Annotated in this window: 17 protein-coding genes; 8 read left to right on the top strand and 9 right to left on the bottom strand. The window is 38.9% G+C overall.

Annotation, left to right across the window (positions count from 1 at the left end):
* Positions 1–25: 25 nt before the first annotated feature.
* From PALI_RS15810 to murB, 3 genes are read right to left on the bottom strand one after another with little or no spacing between them, the layout of a single operon-like run.
* Positions 26–736: a type III pantothenate kinase gene (locus PALI_RS15810; RefSeq protein WP_193156442.1), complete on the bottom strand. Its 711-nt coding sequence runs from the start codon at positions 734–736 to the stop codon at positions 26–28.
* A complete protein-coding gene (birA, locus tag PALI_RS15805) occupies positions 733–1,725 on the bottom strand; it encodes a bifunctional biotin--[acetyl-CoA-carboxylase] ligase/biotin operon repressor BirA (RefSeq protein WP_193156513.1) in 993 nt (330 codons plus the stop codon). Before birA ends, PALI_RS15810 begins: the two co-directional genes overlap by 4 nt.
* Positions 1,725–2,732, bottom strand: a complete 1,008-nt coding sequence (murB, locus tag PALI_RS15800; RefSeq protein WP_193156441.1) for a UDP-N-acetylmuramate dehydrogenase — start codon at positions 2,730–2,732, stop codon at positions 1,725–1,727. Before murB ends, birA begins: the two co-directional genes overlap by 1 nt.
* A gap of 142 nt (positions 2,733–2,874) precedes the next feature.
* On the opposite strand from murB, the gene PALI_RS15795 reads away from it, so the two are divergent.
* Positions 2,875–4,716, top strand: a complete 1,842-nt coding sequence (locus tag PALI_RS15795) for a M1 family metallopeptidase (protein WP_193156440.1) — start codon at positions 2,875–2,877, stop codon at positions 4,714–4,716.
* A 218-nt stretch (positions 4,717–4,934) separates the two neighbouring features.
* On the opposite strand, the gene PALI_RS15790 is transcribed toward PALI_RS15795, so the two are convergent.
* Positions 4,935–5,534, bottom strand: a complete 600-nt coding sequence (locus PALI_RS15790) for a DUF2057 domain-containing protein (RefSeq protein WP_193156439.1) — start codon at positions 5,532–5,534, stop codon at positions 4,935–4,937.
* A 91-nt stretch (positions 5,535–5,625) separates the two neighbouring features.
* Between PALI_RS15790 and PALI_RS15785 the strand changes: the two genes are divergently transcribed.
* The 3 genes from PALI_RS15785 (at position 5,626) to PALI_RS15775 (ending at position 9,119) form a co-directional block, all read left to right on the top strand.
* Positions 5,626–5,997 carry a histidine triad nucleotide-binding protein gene (locus PALI_RS15785; RefSeq protein ID WP_182701231.1) on the top strand — a complete coding sequence of 124 codons (372 nt, stop codon included), beginning with the start codon at positions 5,626–5,628 and terminating at the stop codon, positions 5,995–5,997.
* 215 nt (positions 5,998–6,212) lie between these two features.
* Complete coding sequence (locus PALI_RS15780) at positions 6,213–6,869, top strand: helix-turn-helix transcriptional regulator (RefSeq protein WP_077536419.1); 657 nt, start codon at positions 6,213–6,215, stop codon at positions 6,867–6,869.
* Between the two features lie 93 nt (positions 6,870–6,962).
* Positions 6,963–9,119: a response regulator gene (locus tag PALI_RS15775; RefSeq protein ID WP_193156438.1), complete on the top strand. Its 2,157-nt coding sequence runs from the start codon at positions 6,963–6,965 to the stop codon at positions 9,117–9,119.
* Between the two features lie 41 nt (positions 9,120–9,160).
* On the opposite strand, the gene PALI_RS15770 is transcribed toward PALI_RS15775, so the two are convergent.
* The 5 genes from PALI_RS15770 to PALI_RS15750 all read right to left on the bottom strand — a co-directional run bounded on the left by PALI_RS15770 (position 9,161) and on the right by PALI_RS15750 (position 15,592).
* Positions 9,161–9,736 carry a hypothetical protein gene (locus PALI_RS15770; protein ID WP_193156437.1) on the bottom strand — a complete coding sequence of 192 codons (576 nt, stop codon included), beginning with the start codon at positions 9,734–9,736 and terminating at the stop codon, positions 9,161–9,163.
* 38 nt (positions 9,737–9,774) lie between these two features.
* Positions 9,775–11,190, bottom strand: coding sequence for a mannose-1-phosphate guanylyltransferase/mannose-6-phosphate isomerase (locus PALI_RS15765; RefSeq protein ID WP_193156436.1), 1,416 nt, complete (start codon positions 11,188–11,190; stop codon positions 9,775–9,777).
* A gap of 76 nt (positions 11,191–11,266) precedes the next feature.
* On the bottom strand, positions 11,267–12,040 hold the full coding sequence (locus PALI_RS15760) for an amidohydrolase (protein ID WP_193156435.1): 774 nt from the start codon (positions 12,038–12,040) through the stop codon (positions 11,267–11,269).
* A gap of 193 nt (positions 12,041–12,233) precedes the next feature.
* On the bottom strand, positions 12,234–13,715 hold the full coding sequence (locus PALI_RS15755) for an FMN-binding glutamate synthase family protein (protein WP_193156434.1): 1,482 nt from the start codon (positions 13,713–13,715) through the stop codon (positions 12,234–12,236).
* Positions 13,716–13,813: 98 nt separating this feature from the next.
* A complete protein-coding gene (locus tag PALI_RS15750) occupies positions 13,814–15,592 on the bottom strand; it encodes a DUF885 domain-containing protein (protein WP_193156433.1) in 1,779 nt (592 codons plus the stop codon).
* A 357-nt stretch (positions 15,593–15,949) separates the two neighbouring features.
* Between PALI_RS15750 and PALI_RS15745 the strand changes: the two genes are divergently transcribed.
* From PALI_RS15745 to ubiB, 4 genes are all read left to right on the top strand, one after another.
* On the top strand, positions 15,950–16,936 hold the full coding sequence (locus tag PALI_RS15745; RefSeq protein WP_193156512.1) for a GGDEF domain-containing protein: 987 nt from the start codon (positions 15,950–15,952) through the stop codon (positions 16,934–16,936).
* A gap of 82 nt (positions 16,937–17,018) precedes the next feature.
* Positions 17,019–17,774 (top strand): bifunctional demethylmenaquinone methyltransferase/2-methoxy-6-polyprenyl-1,4-benzoquinol methylase UbiE, encoded by a 756-nt coding sequence (gene ubiE / locus PALI_RS15740; RefSeq protein WP_193156432.1) that lies wholly within the window; start codon positions 17,019–17,021, stop codon positions 17,772–17,774.
* Positions 17,775–17,787: 13 nt separating this feature from the next.
* Positions 17,788–18,462: a ubiquinone biosynthesis accessory factor UbiJ gene (locus PALI_RS15735; RefSeq protein ID WP_193156431.1), complete on the top strand. Its 675-nt coding sequence runs from the start codon at positions 17,788–17,790 to the stop codon at positions 18,460–18,462.
* 9 nt (positions 18,463–18,471) lie between these two features.
* On the top strand, positions 18,472–20,073 hold the full coding sequence (gene ubiB / locus PALI_RS15730; protein WP_077536428.1) for a ubiquinone biosynthesis regulatory protein kinase UbiB: 1,602 nt from the start codon (positions 18,472–18,474) through the stop codon (positions 20,071–20,073).
* Positions 20,074–20,101 lie beyond the last annotated feature (28 nt).

Raw genomic sequence — 20,101 nt, 5'->3', positions numbered from 1 at the left:
GCGAAAACACATTTTTTGTACTTTTTTATGCTGTTTTGCTTAGTTCGTACCAATAATTTAATCCCTTCATTACGAGCAATGAATCAAAAATACTTTCTTCAAATTGCTGTTGTAATAGCGAACCATAGCCCCCAGCAAAAATAATCTGCACTGCTTGGTCTGCTTTTTGGGCATTTAAATGTAACTTGGCTTGTTCAATTGCCCCTATGGTTGCCACTAAAGCACCATTTTTTAAACCATTAGGCGTATTTTTACCCAGTTCATTGGTAAATGGAGTTTTACCATCATCAAAAACACCCTGGGTGTTTTGTGTAAGCGATGAGGTCATTAAATCAAGCCCGGGTAAAATCCAACCACCTAAATGCAGCCCTTCACAATTGAGTACATCAATTGTGGTTGCGGTGCCCGCATCAACAACTATAAATGCTTTGTTAGGGTATAGTTTAAATCCCGCGATTAATGCCAGCCATCTATCTATACCTAAATTACCCACATGCTCGTAAGCGCATACAAGATCTCCAAGTTTTTTGCTTACCTTGGCTTCAAAACAATTAATACTATTACTTGCCGCTTGCGTGAGAATATCGTTTAGTAAATCACTGCGCCCTACACAGGCATAAATCACTTCGGTGATTTTTAACCAAGGTAGGTTATTTATATCTGCTGACTGTGATTGTTCGCTATGCCAAAGTACAGCTTTTAACGATGTATTACCCACATCTATCAGTAATTTCATATTTGCGCCTTTCTAAGGGAGACTTCGCCCCCGTAATAGCTTTTCACTTCGCCATCTTGTCGAATCCGTATGCCTCCTTGTGGATCGATTCCCTCACATATTCCACGCCAGCTTCTATGACCTGTATTTAGCTCAACGCACTCACCTGCAAATGCATTAAGCGAATTCCATTGCTCATACATTGCATGTAAGCCAGTTTGACGGTATTGAACCAAGCGCTGCTCTAAATAATAGGTAAGCGATGCCACCAGCTGGTTTTTATCGAGCTGCTGAGCATGTTGACTTAAATCGGTCCATGCTTGATCTATATGTTGACTAAAGCTCTGTGGCATTTGTAGGTTTATACCTATACCTATTACGAGCTGACACGGCCCTTGTGGCTGCCCATCAAGTTCAACCAATACGCCAGCTAACTTTTGCTTATTCAAGTAAATATCATTTGGCCACTTCAGTTCTGCTTCAATACTATAAAGCGCTTTAATAGCATCATATACAGCTAAGCCAACAGCAATAGATACCCCCATTGCAGCTTGAATACCATCATCTAATCGCCAAAAATAGCTATAATACAAATTGGCACCAAATGGCGATTGCCATACGCGCCCACGACGCCCTCGTCCTGCTTGCTGCATTTCAGCAACAATTACAGTACCTGACTCAAGCTCTGTTTTACTTTGTATGCGGCGCATTAACTCACTATTAGTTGAGTCAATTATAGGGTGCACTTCTACACTCGCTGTTTGTGCACCTAATGCCATGTAATGTTGTTGTATTTTTGATTGATTTAAAAGCCCTGCGTAGTTATTTAAGCGATACCCTTTACCTGTTACTTTAAAAATATCTAAACCCATATCTTGTAAACTTTGCACATGCTTACTTATTGCTGCACGACTGATACCTAACTGTTCACCCAGCGCTTGGCCAGATACGAAGCCACCTTGATTTAAGGCATTTAAAATGGCGAGTTTATTACCATCAGGTGCTTTCACTATGCAGGCTCTCCATATATTTGGCATTCGCTATCTTTATTAATTAAGCGCACTTCGTGCTCTAGCACTATGTTATATTTAGCAAACACGGTATGTTGGATATGTCTAATCATCGTTATGAGGTCACTTCCTTCACTATTTCCATGATTAACTAGTACCAAGGCCTGCTGCTTATGCACCTCAATACCCGCTACTCTATGCCCTTTTAAACCGACTTGGTCAATTAACCAACCTGCCGCTACCTTATGATGGTTTTGCCCGTATTTATAATGAGGTAAATCTGCAAACGACTTTAATAGATCAGCCAGCTGTTGGTTGGTTATTATAGGATTTTTAAAAAAGCTGCCGGCATTCGGTAAAATGTAAGGGTTTGGCAATTTGCTATTGCGCGTTTGTATTACTTGATCGAACACTGCACGAGGCGTAATAGTAGCTAGTTGCTGTAACGGGCCATAACTTAAAACTGGTTGCCATTTTTTAGGTATGGCAAAATACACCTGTGTAATAACCGCTTTATTTTTTAACGCATGTTTAAAAATAGAATCGCGATAGCCAAATTGACACTGCTCGTTAGTTAACGTCATCATCGCTTTATTAGCTATATCAAAATACTCAACTGATTCTATAAACTTGGCGAGCTCTACACCATATGCACCAATATTCTGTACTGGTGATGCACCAACAGTACCTGGAATAAGTGCTAAGTTTTCAAGCCCTGGGATGTTTTTATCTAATAAATGACTCACTAATTGGTGCCAATTTTCGCCTGCTGCAACACAAATTAAATAATCGTTCTCGCGTTCATTAATTTTAATGCCTTTGGTCGCCATTTTAATAACGCTACCAAGATAATCGTTCAAAAATACAGTATTACTGCCTTCACCTAATAAGCAAAAAGGTAGCGTAAAGCTTTGTGTTTTTAGTTGATCAAGATGAGTTATTTCAACAAAATTTTGGCATTGATTATTTAATGCAAATGTATGTAAATGTTGTAATGCGTGCGCCACAAAGCTCTCTAAATATACCGGTAACTAATCGTGATAGTTTACCCCATCGTCGCAAATTGCGCATCAGAATGTAAAAATTGCTCAACCCTCTTACTCAATCATGATATAAAACCAGCACTTTTTATTTGTGTTTAGGGTAATTATGAAAATTAAACCTCTTTTTTTAAGCCTCGCTATGGCCGGTATGTGTTCGCAAGCAATGGCTAATGCGATTGATCAAAACTCATACGCCAATCTTGATGATGTTATTACGACTCACTTAAGCCTTGATTTAGATGTCGATTTTGCCGACAAGCAGTTAGAAGGTTTTGTTGAGCACACTCTTCAGTGGAATAACAGCAACAGTAAAACACTCGTACTTGATACCCGTGACTTAGACATTGATAAAGTAATGTACCAAGACCAAAGCGGTAACTGGCACAAAGCTAAATTCGATTTAGCTAAACGTGACGATGTGAAAGGCTCAAAACTTACTATTAAGTTTAAAAGCCAAGCTAAAATAGCCCGTATTTACTATAACAGCCGCCCAGAAGCATCTGGTCTGCAATGGTTAACACCAGAGCAAACGGCAAGTAAAACGCACCCATTTATGTACAGCCAATCGCAAGCGATTCATGCACGTAGTTGGATCCCTGTACAAGATACGCCAGCAATGCGTGTAACGTACTCTGCCCGTATTCATACACCAAAAGACATTCGCGCTGTAATGAGTGCCGACAATAAAGACGCACTTTATAAAGATGGCGATTACCACTTTGCTATGCCGCAAGCTATTTCACCTTATCTAATTGCTATTGGCGCGGGTAACTTAGAATTTAAAGCCATGTCACATCAAACTGGTATTTTTGCAGAGCCGACCATTTTAGAAGCCTCAGTTGCTGAGTTTGACGACACTCAAGCGATGATAGACAAAACCAATGCGATGTACGGCGAATATGCTTGGGGCCGTTACGACTTACTCATGCTACCGCCTAGCTTTCCGTTTGGTGGCATGGAAAACCCACGTTTATCGTTTATTACACCTACCGTAGTGGCAGGCGACAAAAGCTTAGTTAACTTAATTGCGCATGAGCTTGCTCATTCTTGGTCTGGAAACTTAGTCACTAACGCAACGTGGGAAGATTTATGGTTAAACGAAGGTTTTACCTCATACGTTGAAAACCGCATTATGGAAGAAGTGTTTGGCCGTGACCGCGCTGTTATGGAACAAGCATTAGATTCTGCAGGCCTTCGCGCTCAGCTTAAAACGATTGATGCGCCAGATACACGCCTTAATTTAAAACTAAACGGCCGCGATCCAGACGATGCGTTTAGCTCAGTGCCTTACACTAAAGGTCAGTTATTTTTAATCTACCTAGAAAACAAATATGGTCGTGACAAGTTTGACCCATTTGTAAAAGCATATTTTAAAGAGTTTTCGTTTAAATCACTGACAACTGCGCAATTTGTAACTTATATAAAAGCTAACTTAATTGAAAAGTATCCGGGCGTTGTAAGCATGGACAAAGTAAATGAGTGGATTTTTGAACCAGGCTTACCAAATGATGCGCCAAATCCTACTTCTGATGCATTTGATAAAGTAGACACTGCAACAGCAGCATGGTTAAAAGGCGACACAACGGCTGCTCAATTACCAACTACTGATTGGTCTGTCCATGAATGGTTACACTTTTTAAATAACTTACCACGTGATTTAAGCCAAGATCATATGGAAGAGCTAGATAATGCGTTTAACTTAACGCAATCAACCAATGCTGAGCGTGCATTTGCATGGTTTATGCTTGCTGTAGGTAATGGCTATCAACCAATTTACCCTGCACTTGATGCGCACTTATCTGGCATAGGCCGTCGCAAGTTAATTGTACCTTTGTATAAATCACTGATCACTAACGGTAAAAAAGATTGGGCGCAAAGCGTGTACTTAAAAGCACGTCCGGGTTATCACCCGCTTGCACAAGGCACCATTGACGCATTATTTGAATAAATAATAGTGTTATACCAATTTTATTAAAAACATGATCATTCTAGCGTATTAAATAACTCACTAACGACGTTAAAAATTATTTATATAGAACAACTATGTATCATAATTTTAGCCTTGTTATTACGCTATTTTCTTATCGCTATAATAGATCACTAATTTAATGTAATTGGTATTACCAATAAACTAAAAAGGGCCAATTTGGCCCTTTTTTAATAACTTTATTTTGTTACTTTTTCTAAAAATGCTTTTTGCTGAGCTGGTGTTGCTTGTTGCCACCAAAAATCAAGCATATCGGCCGCACTTGGCATGCCTTTTCCGTTAATCGGCGCTATTGGCTTAATCACTTGAGGTTTTAATAGGCTGGTTTGATGCGCAGCAGCCAACTTAGCTGGCATCGCACTCGCCAACTCACTGTTAGAGATTGTCTCAAGCGGTACCGCTAGTGGGTTATCTTTTGTTTTTAGGCTTACCTCTGGTGCTTGTGCAAATGCTTTTGCTGATATCGCATTGCTAGCACGATTAAATACTAGCGTATAATTTTTACCTGCCTCTATCGTCACATCAACCCAAAATGGCTCCGACTCAACAACTTCGTGCGTATCGTAATCATCCTCATATAAATCAGTGTATTTTAGCCTTAACTGATAGGTTCCTGGCGCAAGCTCTAAATCATCAACACGGCTAAATAATGAGCTTTCAATAATGCGCTCACCTACTTGTAATGGCACAAACTCTTCAGGAAAATGAATATTCTCTGCCACACTCGATACACTAAACAACAATGCAACTGCACTGCTTAAAAACATTAATTTACGCATATTAGCTCCTTTATTTAATTTCAGTTTGACACTGCTTTGAAAGTTTGTCATTAGTGAGTTTAAACTTCGCAACACTTAATTAGGAACAAACATGAGCCAAGAGACTATTTTCACTAAAATAATAAATCGTGAAATTCCTGCTGATATCATTTACGAAGACGATGACACACTTGCGTTTAAAGATATTAATCCTCAAGCGCCATTTCATGTATTAATTATTCCCAAGCAAGAAATTGCCACTATAAATGATATAAATAATGAAAACTCACACTTAGTTGGTAATTTGTACACTGTTGCCGCAAAACTAGCCAAGCAAAACAACTTTGCTGACGACGGCTACCGCGTTGTTATGAATTGCAATGAACATGGTGGGCAAACTGTATACCACATACATTTACACATGCTCGCAGGCAAAGAAATGGGCTGGCCTCCATACCAAGATACTAAAAAAGTGATTATATAAAATAAGCATATTTGGTATTTTATTCAGAATGAAATTACAAGTGTTATAAAAACCGCTGTCACAAAGTGAATAAAAATTACTTATTTGCAACATTTTGTGTTTAAATAACCGTAAAATCGTACTTGTTTTTAAGTAAAACACCATATTTCTAATACTAAAGGTGTGGGAATCGTGATAAACTTAATCAGTCAGCTTCATATAAGAGTATAAAAAACATGAGCAGCTCTGCCTTTTTGCTATTAGATAAAGAGCCAATTAACACTATTGGCATTAACGTTTTAGAACCTTTGTTAAAAACACAAGGCCTTGACGTAACCACAGGTACTAATATTTTAGATATACCTGAAGGAACTCGATTACTGTTTATTGAAACATCAAGCAAAGATGCATGGGGGAAGCTAAAAGAACAGCTAGTCAACCTACGTATCAAATGCGATATCATATTATTTAACTTAGATGAAAACCCAGAGCTAGCGAACCGCGCCTTATTAAGTGGTATTCGCGGCGTATTTTATACGACCGATAACGCGGATGTATTAATGAAAGGTATTCGCCTACTAATGGAAGATCAGCTTTGGTATCGTCGCGACATAATGTGTAATGCATTAAACCGTATGTTGCAGTTTAATAAAGACGCGCTTCATAAGCTTACCGAAGGTGATATAGAGCCTGTTAAACTCACTAAGCGAGAAAAAGCAATTATTTCGTTAATGAGTAATGGTTCTAAAAATAAAGAAATTGCTGAAGAACTTAGCATTAGCCCACACACAGTAAAAACACACTTATACAGCGCATTTAGAAAAACAAAATGCCGTAACCGTATTGAGTTGTTATCTTGGGCACAGCAAAACATACCAGACGAAATTCGTTAAAAACATTTCGTTTTATTAAAAACAGACACCTTAAGTGTCTGTTTTTGTATGTGCTGATAACATTTAAAATTATACCAATCTGCTGGAACTTTGATGCTCGACTCTTTTACTCTTTATTTTGCCAGCATAGCTATTATGATTGTAATGACCTTGCTCAACTTTTTAACTTGGCGCACAAATAAGCAAATTCCTGGCACATTACTCTATATTTTTTACCCTGTTTTATTATTAAGCTCTATTATTGGTTTTACTATAATAGGCAACACGCACAATCTAGCGATTATTAGCATTTCCAGTAGCATGATGTTCGCAGCCTCAATTGTACATTGCTTATCACTGAGCCAATTTTTGAACTACCAAGGACTTGGTTTCAAGCTATTTTGCTCTGTTACCGCTTTTAGTATGTTAATACTGGGCTATTACACCTTTATTGATCCATCTTTGCATGAGCGAGTCGTTGCATCAGACATTCAGCACATAGCAGAAGCCGGATTCTTACTGTTTATTTTTATTAAGTTTGCCCGTAAACCCTACCCTAACGGCAGTATTTTATACATTATTATTTTAAGCCTTGTTGCATTTGGCTTTATTGGGCGGTCATTATTTATGGACAGCATTGAAGAACAAAGCTTACTCACAAGCGGCTGGTTTAGTTCGTTGCTATTTTTAAATGGTGTTATTGCGCCTATGTTTTATGCTGCGGGAATGGCGCTATTATGTAACGAACGTCGAGAGCAGCACCTCAATAAATTAGCCGATAAAGCACAAAAAGATCTAGAAATACGCGGACTCTTTTTATCGACCATAAGTCACGAAATACGCACTCCCCTTAACGGTATTTTAGGCAGTGCTCAGCTGGTCATGAACCAAACCAGCGATACCCGCAATAAAGCCTATTGCGAGGCGATTATAAATTCTGCCGAGTCACTTAACCTACTAGTCGACAAAGTGCTTGATTATGCAAGCTTAGATCAAAGTGACGAAGCCCTTTACGAAGAAGACATAGAATTTAAAACTTGGCTTAACAATCTATGTTTATTACTGAGTCCTCTTGCCGAACAAAAACAGCTTACATTTGAATTAACATGTAATATTCCCGAACAGGCCTGCTACTATTGCGATCAGCAAAAACTTAGGCAAATTATTATTAATTTAGTCGGTAATGCCATTAAATTTACTGACCACGGATGCGTCAAAATTCAAGTTGATTTAGTTTTAGAAAAACAGCTTGAGCACACACTAAAAATTAGCGTGAAAGACTCTGGGCCTGGTATTGAAAGCGAAGAAATAGCCTACTTAACTGAACCTTATGTGCAAAGCAGCGCCGGAAAAGAAAAAGGCGGCACCGGTCTTGGCTTAGCGATAACCAGTCGCTTACTTGAAAAACTAAGCAGCCGATTAGAAATTGATAGCCAGCTCGGTACAGGCAGTGTATTTAGCTTTACCGTAACGTTTACTTTGGGCGAACTGAGTTTAGTTGAGCAACGTCATCAAACTAAAGATTACTTAACAGGCCTTGATATATTGCTTGTAGAAGATTTAGATTTAAACCAAAAAATTGCTATAGAATTTATGGCCGACGACGAACATAAAATTAAGCTAGCAAAAGACGGGAAAAGCGCAATAGAGCTTATGCAAGCTCATCACTTTGACGTAGTACTACTTGATATGAACTTACCTGACTTAACCGGTCAAGAAGTACTAAAACGCCTAAAACGCATTGATCACAAAAATCAGCGAACCCCAGTACTTGCTTTTACTGCCAGCCTTAGTCCTGACGAAGTTAAAGAGTATTTAGAATTAGGGATAAAAGATATAGTCGGCAAACCAATTAAGCATCAAAAGCTTCGCCAAGCACTTAGTGACTCCCAATCAAATCAAACAGCTAACATTACCGTTGAATTAATAGATACGCTATACGACAAAACAGCCGCCGAAACACTAACAAGTTCATTTAGTGAAGATGAGGTGTCGTCGATTTATAATGAATTTGTGCTTTCGGCACGTAATAAACTTATTCGCTGTCAAAATTTGATCGCTCAGCAACCAGAGCAATGCATTAAACTTTTACATCGCCAAGCAAGTACCGCTCTGCAACTTGGTTTTAATCGCTATGGCATTGAGCTTAAAAAAATAGAGCGCCGTTTACTCGATAAAAAACCTCTCAACAATTCACTTAACGAAGCGCTAGAACTATGGCAAAAAAGCTTAGAGGAATATTTAAAGTTTGTACGCGGGCAGTTAGAGTGAAATTAAAAAAGCGTTAAGATTTTTTTATATTGCACTTCGCGTTAATCAAATCTCGCTATCTCTTCAAAGTTAAGACCTGTGAAACCATGTGCTCGCAAGGCACAAAAGAGGTTTAAAGAAATATCTTTATCATTTATACGAGAATCAAAAACATATGTACCTTCAAAGCAATCCTCTGCCATTTTAAATATACAGCTATGCTTCGGTAACTTTTCTTTTTTGAATACCGCTTTTTGTAACCCAATATTTAAACTGGGTAACATAAAAGTACTCATTTCAACATCCAACATACCCTCTACTTTTCGAGTGATGTTGTAAAAGTACCAATTGTCATTGCTGACATAGAAAGGAAGTAGCTCGCCAGAATCTTCAAAAAGTTCAGCTAATTCATTTGCAACATGATCCCTTATAGCAAGGCCTTGTAAATTAATTGCAGTGAAATCACCTAAAGGAGCCTCTTTTTCATTATTATAATGGGCACTAAAATTTATCAGTGTAGACTCTTTTGTAGAAGTATCAGGTTTCCATAACTTAGATTCACATAAAGTTTCATCATCAGGAAAAATGACTCTGTAATGATTAACATCTGGCGTAATTTTATAAATTACTTTACTCATAGATATCAAAACGCCCTTTTTGACATAACTTTGGTTTTTTAATCTCTGCCATATTTGTCATCAAATCGCTCTATATCGTTTTCATCAAGCACTGCACCCGTTTGCACCTCTATGACAATTAACAGCTCTTTTTGATTATTAGCCAAGCTATGGATTTGCTGTGCAGCGATATAACACGACTGGTCATGCGTTAATGTATAGGCTTGCTTGTTAATACATACATCTGCAATACCCGAAACTACAACCCAATGTTCAGCCCGATACTGATGGCGCTGCGTCGACAGTTTAGCTCCACTATTAACAGTAATTTTTTTAACTTTAAAGCCAGTGCCTTCAACCAAAGTACGGTAATTCCCCCATGGGCGAAAAACCACTTGATGATGGTTAAGTTTATCAGCCTGTGTTGTAGCAATTTGCTTAAGTAACAAAGGCAGAGAGTCCAGCTCATGTTGGCTTGCGATTAACGTGGCATCATGAGTATGAATAATCGCTAAATCACTTACCCCAAGCGTAGCTATTGTGTGCTCAGCCTCATTAATAACTAAGTTGTTAGTACTTTTTTGAGCCATGTAATTAGCATTCAAACTATTACCGTTTTCATCCTTTTTTGTAAGTCTGTCAAGGGATGAAAAGCTACCAACATCACTCCACTTTAAATCAACAGGCATGACGACCACATTGTTACTACGCTCTAAAATAGCGTAATCGATAGAGTCATTAGGGCAGCTTTCAAGCGCACTTTTATGTGGCCGTGTAAAACCTAAATCTTTAGTAAATTTGGCTGCTTGCTCCACGCTAGTTGCTATTTTTGGCGCAAAACGTGCTAACTCTTTCAAATAGACTGTTGGGGTAAATAAAAACATGCCGCTATTCCAGCTATAACCACCTTGAGCTAAATAGCGAGTTGCTGTGTCTAAGTTAGGTTTTTCTTTAAATTGGGCAACATCGAAGCAACCTGTATTTGTAATGGCTGCCCCCTGTTTTATATAACCATAACCTGTGTGAGGCCCTGTTGGCGTAATTGCAAATGTCACAATTTTACCTTGAATAGCCAGTTCTGCAGCACTCTTTAATTGCTTTATTAGTTTATTAAAATCTTCAATATGATGATCGGCTGGCATCACTAACATCGGCCCTGTAATACCATTTTGCAGTGCGTAATACGCTGCAAGAGCAATCGCCGGCGCAGTATTTTTACCTTGTGGCTCTAACAATATTGCTTGTGGCCTTGCTTGCTCACTTTGTTCAGCGGCAATAAACCGGTGCTGCTCGTTGCACACTAAAATAGCGTTACTAAACTGATTACCAGAAACACGTGCAAGCGTGCTTTGCAGTAATGACGTATTTTCACTAAGCAGCGGTAAAAACTGCTTAGGCATTGCTTGGCGAGAAAGCGGCCATAAGCGAGAGCCTATGCCACCAGCTAAAATTACAGGAGTGATTAAAGTATTCATACGAAAATTTGCCGCCAACAGAAAATATCAGCAACTATTTTAACACTTTATTGGCTCGACGCTAAATTAACGCGCCCTACATTAATGTAAAAGGGTCTGCGTCTAAATAGGCAGGAAACGCTGCTTTAAACTCATCCAGTGGCGTTTTTTCAAGCGTTATAGTAACTAGCTGCTCGGTATTATCTTGCGCTTTTGCGAGTGTACCGCCTTTAAAATCGTATACAGCTGTACCACCGTTATGTGCAATACCGTTACCGTCTTCACCTACGCGATTCACGCCCACTACGTAGCACAAGTTCTCTATTGCACGCGCCATGAGTAACGTATCCCAAATATGGCGACGCACAGCAGGCCAATTTGCTACGTTTATCATTACATCGTAGTCGTTGTTATTACGTTGAAATACCGGAAAGCGTAAGTCGTAACACACCTGAGGCAATAATTTAAAACCGTTGATTTCAAAAACTTTACGCGCTTGCCCAGCGACAACAAAATCGCCTTCATTACCTAGGCGAAATAAATGGCGTTTATCGTAATAACTTACATCTCCACTGGGTTTAACCCAATAAAATCGATTCGCTTTTTTATCACCTTGCACAACCAATACCGACCCTGCCACAACCGCATTATGCTTATGTGCTTGCGCTTTTAGCCACATAAGTACTTTGCCATTTTCGGGTTCTGCACAGTCTAGGTTTATAGCAAAGCCAGTCGAAAATGTTTCGGGTAATAAAATGAGATCTGGCCGTTTAGTAATAGCGTCGAGCTGTTTATCAAAAATGGCTAAGTTAGCATCTTTGTCAAGCCAATGTAGCGAGCTTTGTAGTAGTACTAACGTTAAATGTGACATAGCGATAGAAAACCTTTATTAAATATTTACCGGTAAGGAAATGACCTTTGAGCAAAACTTCCAATGAGTTACCTTAGGGCGTGTCTCCATAAGCAGAATAACTTTAGTATTCGTTAAATGGTTCAAATCAATAACATCAACAAGGCTCAGTGGTGCTCTGCTTCTAATGGTTTCAATCACCTTTTTATCTAACTCACTTATAGTTTTCGTACATTTTATCTAGCGGTTCTGAAAGGCCGCTTTCTTGCACTATACGTACATGCTCACCCTTTAATTCGCGAGCACTACTAACACCACAAGAGTGTGCAATGAGTCCTGCACCATAATGAACATACTTATTATAGTTAGCTACTCGCTGCGCTTTATCGGCCACATTTAAACCTCGTTGCAACCGCTCATTATGCGTAGTGATCCCCGTAGGACAGGTATCTTTATTACACTGCATAGCCTGAATACAGCCAAGAGCAAACATATGACCCCGTGCTGATACTACAAAATCAGCGCCAAGTGCTAGTGCCCAAGCAACCTTTGAAGGGACTATTAGTTTGCCTGAAGCAATAATTTTAATACGATCTCGAAGCCCGTGTTTTTTAAGCATACTGACAACTAACGGTAAACTTTCACGCAGTGGTAAACCCACCGAATCCATAAGAGGTTGCGGAGCTGCACCAGTCCCTCCATCAGCACTATCAATGGTAATAAAGTCAGGTGCTGACTCTATACCTCGGTGATTAATTTCAGCAAACAAAGTTTCTAACCACCCGTAAGCACCAATGACCGCTTTAAAACCCGTTGGCTTTCCAGTCGCGTTACGCACCATAGCAATCATATCGAGAATATCGCCTGGGTTTTTAATTTCGGGATGACCGTTAGGACTGATAGAGTCTTGCCCTTCTGGTATGCCTCTGATATTTGCTATTTCGGCGTTAACTTTTCGCCCAGGTAACATACCGCCTTTTCCTGGTTTAGCCCCTTGACTCATTTTTAACTCAAACATTTTTACTTGTTCATGAGCGGCTACTTCTTTGAGTTTTTCAGTACTTAAGTTTCCGTGTTCATCGCGCACACCGTATTTAGCGGTACCAATTTGAAAGACTAAATCAGCTCCACCTTCTAAATGATAAGGGCTCAAGCCACCTTCGCCGGTGTTCATCCAGCAACCGGCTAACTTTGCCCCTTTTGATAAAGCACGTACAGCAGGTTTTGAAAGTGCACCAAAGCTCATACCCGAAACATTAAAGAGTGAATTTGTGGTGTAAGGCTTCTTGCAATAAGGCCCTAAAGTCACATTACTAGGATCGAGCGCTTCTTCGTCAAGCGTGGGGAATGCACAGTTCATAAACATGACGGTGCCTGTTACTTCTAAGCTTTGTGTAGAGCCAAATGCAGCTGTGCGTTCAACATCTTTTGCAGCACGATAAACCCAACTGCGTTCTGCACGGTTAAATGGCATTTCTTCTCGGTCTTGAGCAAAAAAATACTGTCTAAAAAACTCACCTTGGCGCTCAAAAAAGTATCGAAAGCGACCAATTACAGGGTAATTACGCCTGATCGCATGCTTAGTTTGTGTCACATCACGAATATAAAAAATAATGACTGTTAACACTAATAACCCTAAAAAAACAATAAACATACTCGCAAATACATCAATACTAAACATTATAAAATTGCTCATCGAAGGCCCCTTGATGGCTGTTTCTAAAATAAAAAAGTGCTATGCCCACCAAAATGACATAACACTTTTATTTGTTCAAGACTTTAACCGTTTTGTGGTTAACTCTGTTGCTTTGCCAACTCAGCTTTTATATACAAACGCACCTGTGTCTCCAGTACTGATAATGGCACTGAACCATGGCGTAAAACTTGATTATGAAACTCACGTATGTCAAAGTTTTTCCCTAGTGCTTGTTCTGCCTCAGCCCGTAAACCCTTAATTGTTAATTCACCAATTTTATAAGATAGCGCTTGTGCAGGCCACGAAATATAGCGGTCTGTTTCGGTTTCTACATTATGTAGCGAAAGTGCAGTGTTTTCGCTCATAAAATTCATTGCCCGCTCTTTGCTCCAGCCATACATATGCATTCCGGTATCAACAACTAAACGCGCAGCTCGCCACATTTCATACGTTAAACGCCCAAATTGACTATAGGGATTTTGATAAAAACCAGCTTCGATTCCTAAATATTCAGAGTAAAGCCCCCAGCCCTCACCAAATGCTGATAAATAAGCATCGCGACGATAGCTCGGTAAGTTTTCTAGTTCTGCATTGAGTGAAATTTGTAAATGATGCCCAGGTACCGCCTCATGTAAAGTAAGCGCTTCTAAAACATACAAAGGTCGCTTGTCGAGTGCATAAGTGTTAACCCAATAATAACCAGCCTCATCGTCTCGATTGGAACCAAAATAGCGACCTGTTGTGTATTTAGGCGCAATGTTTGCTGGTACTGGCGCTACCCCATAAGGTTTACGTGGCAAAGTATTGAATAACTTAGGAAGCTGAGCATCCATTTTTTTTGCAATGTAAGCGGCCTCTTTTAAAAGCTGCTCTGCTGTGGTGGCATAAAACTGTGGATCCGTACGTAAAAAGTGAATAAATTCGGCAAACGTGCCTTTAAAACCCACTTCTTTTATGACATCTTCCATTTCACTACGAATACGAGCGACCTCTTGTAGGCCTAGCTCATGAATCTCTTTAGGTGTCATTTGAGTCGTAGTGTAGTGCTTAGCTCTATTTTTATAAAAAGCTTCACCGTTGGGTGTTTCTGATATACCAATACTTGTGCGTGCGCCTAGTCGGTACTGCTGCGTAAAAAATGCTAAATAGTGTTTATAAGACTGTATAACCTTTTCTTTTATAATGACTTCAGCTTTTTTCTGTAGCGCTTTAAATTCACTGTCGCTTAAACCTGCTGTATTCGTTAAAAAGGGTTTATAAAACTCAGACGTCGTCACATCATCGACTATGTAGGCGCTAATTGACTCTTCATAACCTTTTAATACAGTTTGGGGCTGAGTAAGACCCGTCTCGAGACCTTTTTTCATCCAATAGATATTTTGTTCAAAAAAACGAGGCACTTGCACTAATTGTGCTAAATAAGTTTGATAATTTTGCTGCGTTTTATACTGCGAGCTATTTACGATGTACGATAAGCCCGAATGAAAACCATACTCGGATGTAAGCGGCATATAGTGTGCATTAAATACATATTCATCAACGCTATTTTGTATTTGCGCTCTAATAATACTGAAATTTATTTGATTCTCATCACTTAATTTTTCAACGTTTATGACATCTAGTTCAGCAAGTAACTGTATTTTGTTGTTATATTCTCTTGCTAAAAACTCGGGTGACAAATTTGCTAACAAATAACCATCCACCCCTTCTAAATTACTGTATGGGCTGATGCTTTGCCTGTAATCAACAATATTTCCCGCTACTTTTGTAAACTGTTGGTCGGCATTGAACGTTGTTATTTGGCACGCACTTAGCGTGCATAAAAGCACCCCACAAAAAAAAGATTGGCGTAGTGGTCGCAGTACAGAATGGCTCATTATAATTAACTTCAGGATATAATATATTTTACAAAAATATCGAAGGTCAAATAAATAGCAAGTAAATGAGACCAAGTTCAGTATTACAATATAACTCACGCCCATTAGCCAATTGCCTTTAGCTGATTAATTTTTAGCTTAAAAAAGCTAAAATTGATGGTAAAATCAGCTATCAAGTTGCCAAAATGAATATTTAAGTTCCTAAGTATCCGTTTTTACTTTTAAATAGTAACCATAACGATTACTGTAGTAAAAAAGAATAAAAGCTTGGATGCAAAACCACCTCAAGGATTGAGTTATTTTAATTGGCACTTGCATGTACTTAGTTGGTATTTACAAATGATGTTCCATGACTCCATGGCTGTAGCACAAGAAAAAATGACTAAAGTGTGTATGTTTTTAGAGCGTTATGCTCTACCCCCTACACCACTTAATTTTCAGGTTGTTTATACCTATATTAGCCAAATAAATAGTGCGCTGAATAATGAAGTAGATCGTAAGATTGCTGAAGATGAATACATAGATAGTATTTTAATCGAGCATCTATACTTTGAATTTTTAAATTTAGGGCATACAAAACAAGCATCAATCATTCAAAATGTTGATGTTGTAATAAATTCCCTCTCGTTAAGTGCACACAATACAGAAAAGCAAATTGTTCGTTTTGCTGACCACGTAAATGAATGCGTACATAGTTTTGATGAAAATAATGTAGAGCAAAGCCGCCTTGCACTAAAAACTCTCAGCGAGCAGACAAACGCTTTGCTTAAGCAGCAAAAAAAGTTTCAACAAGAATTGAGTAAGGCTAAACAGTTACATAATAAAACCCAAAAACAGCTTACCCAACTTCGCAAAGAGCATATTGTTGATAGTCAAACAGGGCTTTATAAACGCCACTACTTAACACAGCAAACGCAACTATGGACTAATCAAGAAAAATCTATTTGCGCCATTGCAATACAAATAGATAACCTTGACCACTTTACCGATAATTATGGTGACATGATCAGTGAGGTTATTTTAAATAAAGTAGCTAAACAAGTACAAAAATATGTATTTCAAAGTGGCTTAGCGGGTCGAACAGCAAAAGATCAATTTACCGTATTACTTACTGATATCGATCCTGAAACAGCGACATTAATCGCCGAAAAGGTACGTAATGGGGTAGAGAAGTTACGTTTTGTAAGCTCAAAAAGCGGCATTAAATTCCCAGCTATTAATTTATCGTTAGGTATTGCACAACATGACTTGGTAGACAACTTTAATCAACTTGCAAAAAAAGCATCTCAAGCAGCCTTTAAAGCCCGTTCACTTGGACAAAGCTGTTTTACAGCTGGGCATTAAATCACCTGGTAGATCATATTCAAATTGCACCCATACAGCACAATAAAGTACACTAAGCTCTATTGCCACGATAGGATTAATCATGAACGAGACACCAGAAAAGACCACGCATTTTGGCTATAAAACAGTAGCTGAAGACGATAAAGCATCATTGGTTGCAGATGTATTTCACTCAGTAGCAGCAAAATACGACGTGATGAACGATCTGATGTCTTTTGGTGTGCATCGCTTATGGAAACGCCAAACCATTGCGAGCTCTGGTGTACGTAAAGGCCATCATGTTCTTGATTTAGCTGGTGGTACAGGCGATTTAACGGCTAAATTTAGCCAACTAGTGGGTGAAACCGGCCAAGTTGTTTTAGGCGATATTAACTCTTCTATGCTAAAAGTTGGTCGTGAGAAACTGCATAACCTTGGTTTAGTAGGCAATATCGACTACGTGCAAATGAATGCTGAAATGCTGCCATTCCCAGATAACAGCTTTGATGTGATCACTATCGCTTTTGGTTTACGTAATGTAACCGATAAAGACAAAGCTCTTCGTTCTATGTACCGAATTTTAAAGCCGGGTGGCCGTTTGTTGGTCCTCGAGTTTTCAAAACCTGAGCATGAAATACTCAGTAAAGCCTACGATTTTTACTCATTCAATTTATTGCCAACAATGGGCAAACTAGTGGCTAATGACAGCGAGTCGTACAAATATTTAGCTGAATCTATTCGTATGCACCCAGACCAAGATACGTTAAAGACAATGATGGATGAAGCTGGCTTTGAACAAACAACTTATCAAAACCTAACAGGTGGTATTGTTGCACTTCACCGTGGTTTTAAATACTAAGGCAGAGAGTGATATGGTGCTTGAACAAGCAACTGAAAAAAATAATGATGCACTTGATACATCTACTTTTTTTATGCTACCAAACTTTGTACTTTCGCTTATTGAGCGCGTACTGAATCAAGCACTCAAACTCGACCCACAGCTTTTGCCAAAACTAAACGCTGTTAAGCAACAGCGCTTAGTTATTGAAGTGAGAGATTGGCAACAAACAATTCAACTTGTTTTCGCTGATGATAAACTGCATTTATATTCGGCGCAAAACAGCGACAATGCTGATTGTATGATTAGCGCTGATATTGATACGCTCATTGCACTCAAAAATCCAGCGATGCTTACGCAGCTTATACGCCAAGACAAACTCGATTTGCAAGGCGATTTACATATTGCTCAAACCTACAGTAATGCATTCTCTAGTTTAGATATTGATTGGCCAGAACAGCTATCAAAGCATATTGGCGATGCGCCAGCCCAGCAACTGTATTTACAATTAACCTCGCTTAAGCAGCAAGGCAGTAAAGTAAAAAAACAGTTAAGCACTACACTTACCAGTTTATGTCAAGATGAGCTTGCTATTACGATTCATCCATTAGAACTTGAGCAATTTAAACAACAAAACCGAGTACTTAAAAGTCAAGTTGCTGTTGTTGAACAGCGTATAAACGCCCTCCTAAACATTAAAACTCGCTAAGGATTTTTTGTGTCGACTGCACGATTGTATTACATCACTAAAACACTGCTTAGCTACGGGTTGGATGAGTTAGTTCCTAAACATAAAACGCCTTGGTTTGCCAAAATTGCACGAGGCAGCTTATTTTGGTTGCGCAATCAACATAAAGAAAAACCAGCAGGTTTGCGTTTACGCTTAGCATTACAAGAACTTGGGCCTGTGTGGATTAAATTTGGTCAAATGCTTTCTACTCGGCGCGATTTACTACCGCACGATATCGCTCTAGAGCTCGCATTTTTACAAGATCAAGTACAACCTTTTGAAGGTGAACTTGCACAAAAAATTATAGAAAAATCCCTTGGTATAAATGATATTAGCGAGTTATTTAGTGAGTTTTCGCAAACACCACTGGCCTCAGCATCAATAGCACAAGTACATACAGCTAAATTAATTGACGATCAAAGCATTGCACAAGATGTCGTCATTAAAGTTATCCGACCTAATATTCATGAGCAAATTAATGCCGATTTAGCGTTAATGGAAAAGCTCGCCAAGGTACTTGCCACAGTACACAATGAGTCAAAACGTCTACGCCCAGTAGAGGTTGTTAAAGAATATAAGAAAACGCTGCTCGATGAGCTCGACTTAATGCGCGAAGGAGCTAATGGTATTCAGCTTAAGCGTAACTTTGAAGACTCTGACTCGCTTTATATCCCTGCTGTGTATAGTGATTACAGTCGTCATAATATATTGGTGATGGAGCGCATTTACGGTATTCCCGTATCAGATACCGATGCATTATTAGCACAAAACACTAATATGAAATTACTTGCGGAACGTGGCGTAGAGGTGTTTTTTACACAAGTATTTAGAGACAGTTTTTTTCATGCTGACATGCATCCTGGCAATATTTTTGTATCTCGTGAGCATCCTGAAAACCCAAAATATATTGGCATCGACTGCGGCATTGTTGGCACACTGAATAAAGAAGACAAACGCTATTTAGCTGAAAACTTTATCGCCTTTTTTAATCGAGATTATCGCCAAGTTGCACAGCTGCATGTCGATTCAGGCTGGGTGCCAGCCGACACCAGCATTGAAGAATTTGAATTTGCAATTCGTACTGTCTGCGAGCCTATATTTAATAAGCCTTTAGCCGAAATTTCGTTTGGTCATGTACTTGTTAATTTATTCAATACTGCTCGCCGTTTTAATATGCAGGTACAACCGCAATTAGTCTTACTGCAAAAAACACTACTGTATGTTGAAGGTTTAGGCCGCCAACTTTATCCACAGCTAGATTTATGGAAAACAGCTAAGCCCTTTTTAGAAGATTGGGTAAAGCAGCAAGTTGGTCCGTTATCAGTACTAAAAAAGATGTATGCTAATTTACCTTTTTGGGCAGAAAAAATGCCTGAATTACCTGATTTAATTTATCAAAATTTAAAACGAACACCTCAAGCTCAAATGCATATTCAAAAGGCATCTCATAAACCGTTAGTGTTAAGTTTGTTTGCGAGTGCAACGATGATCATGTCGGCACTTTGTTATTTACAGCATGATTTAGTTGCTGCAAGTATTGCAATTTCTTGCTCAATAGTAGGTTTTATAGCAGCATGGCGCAGCGAATAAACTAAGTGCTATTTACGCTAGTCGGCGT

The organism is Pseudoalteromonas aliena SW19 (assembly GCF_014905615.1).
Lineage (GTDB): Bacteria > Pseudomonadota > Gammaproteobacteria > Enterobacterales > Alteromonadaceae > Pseudoalteromonas > Pseudoalteromonas aliena.
This window is presented reverse-complemented; position numbering and strand designations above follow the sequence as displayed.

Bases quoted from the DNA above. Each gene is read 5' to 3' on its own strand.
- PALI_RS15810 (WP_193156442.1), bottom strand. From the start codon at position 736: ATGAAATTACTGATAGATGTGGGTAATACATCGTTAAAAGCTGTACTT.
- PALI_RS15795 (WP_193156440.1), top strand. From the start codon at position 2,875: ATGAAAATTAAACCTCTTTTTTTAAGCCTCGCTATGGCCGGTATGTGT.
- PALI_RS15790 (WP_193156439.1), bottom strand. From the start codon at position 5,534: ATGCGTAAATTAATGTTTTTAAGCAGTGCAGTTGCATTGTTGTTTAGT.
- PALI_RS15785 (WP_182701231.1), top strand. From the start codon at position 5,626: ATGAGCCAAGAGACTATTTTCACTAAAATAATAAATCGTGAAATTCCT.
- PALI_RS15780 (WP_077536419.1), top strand. From the start codon at position 6,213: ATGAGCAGCTCTGCCTTTTTGCTATTAGATAAAGAGCCAATTAACACT.
- PALI_RS15775 (WP_193156438.1), top strand. From the start codon at position 6,963: ATGCTCGACTCTTTTACTCTTTATTTTGCCAGCATAGCTATTATGATT.
- PALI_RS15770 (WP_193156437.1), bottom strand. From the start codon at position 9,736: ATGAGTAAAGTAATTTATAAAATTACGCCAGATGTTAATCATTACAGA.
- PALI_RS15765 (WP_193156436.1), bottom strand. From the start codon at position 11,190: ATGAATACTTTAATCACTCCTGTAATTTTAGCTGGTGGCATAGGCTCT.
- PALI_RS15760 (WP_193156435.1), bottom strand. From the start codon at position 12,040: ATGTCACATTTAACGTTAGTACTACTACAAAGCTCGCTACATTGGCTT.
- PALI_RS15755 (WP_193156434.1), bottom strand. From the start codon at position 13,715: ATGAGCAATTTTATAATGTTTAGTATTGATGTATTTGCGAGTATGTTT.
- PALI_RS15750 (WP_193156433.1), bottom strand. From the start codon at position 15,592: ATGAGCCATTCTGTACTGCGACCACTACGCCAATCTTTTTTTTGTGGG.
- PALI_RS15745 (WP_193156512.1), top strand. From the start codon at position 15,950: ATGGCTGTAGCACAAGAAAAAATGACTAAAGTGTGTATGTTTTTAGAG.
- ubiE (WP_193156432.1), top strand. From the start codon at position 17,019: ATGAACGAGACACCAGAAAAGACCACGCATTTTGGCTATAAAACAGTA.
- PALI_RS15735 (WP_193156431.1), top strand. From the start codon at position 17,788: ATGGTGCTTGAACAAGCAACTGAAAAAAATAATGATGCACTTGATACA.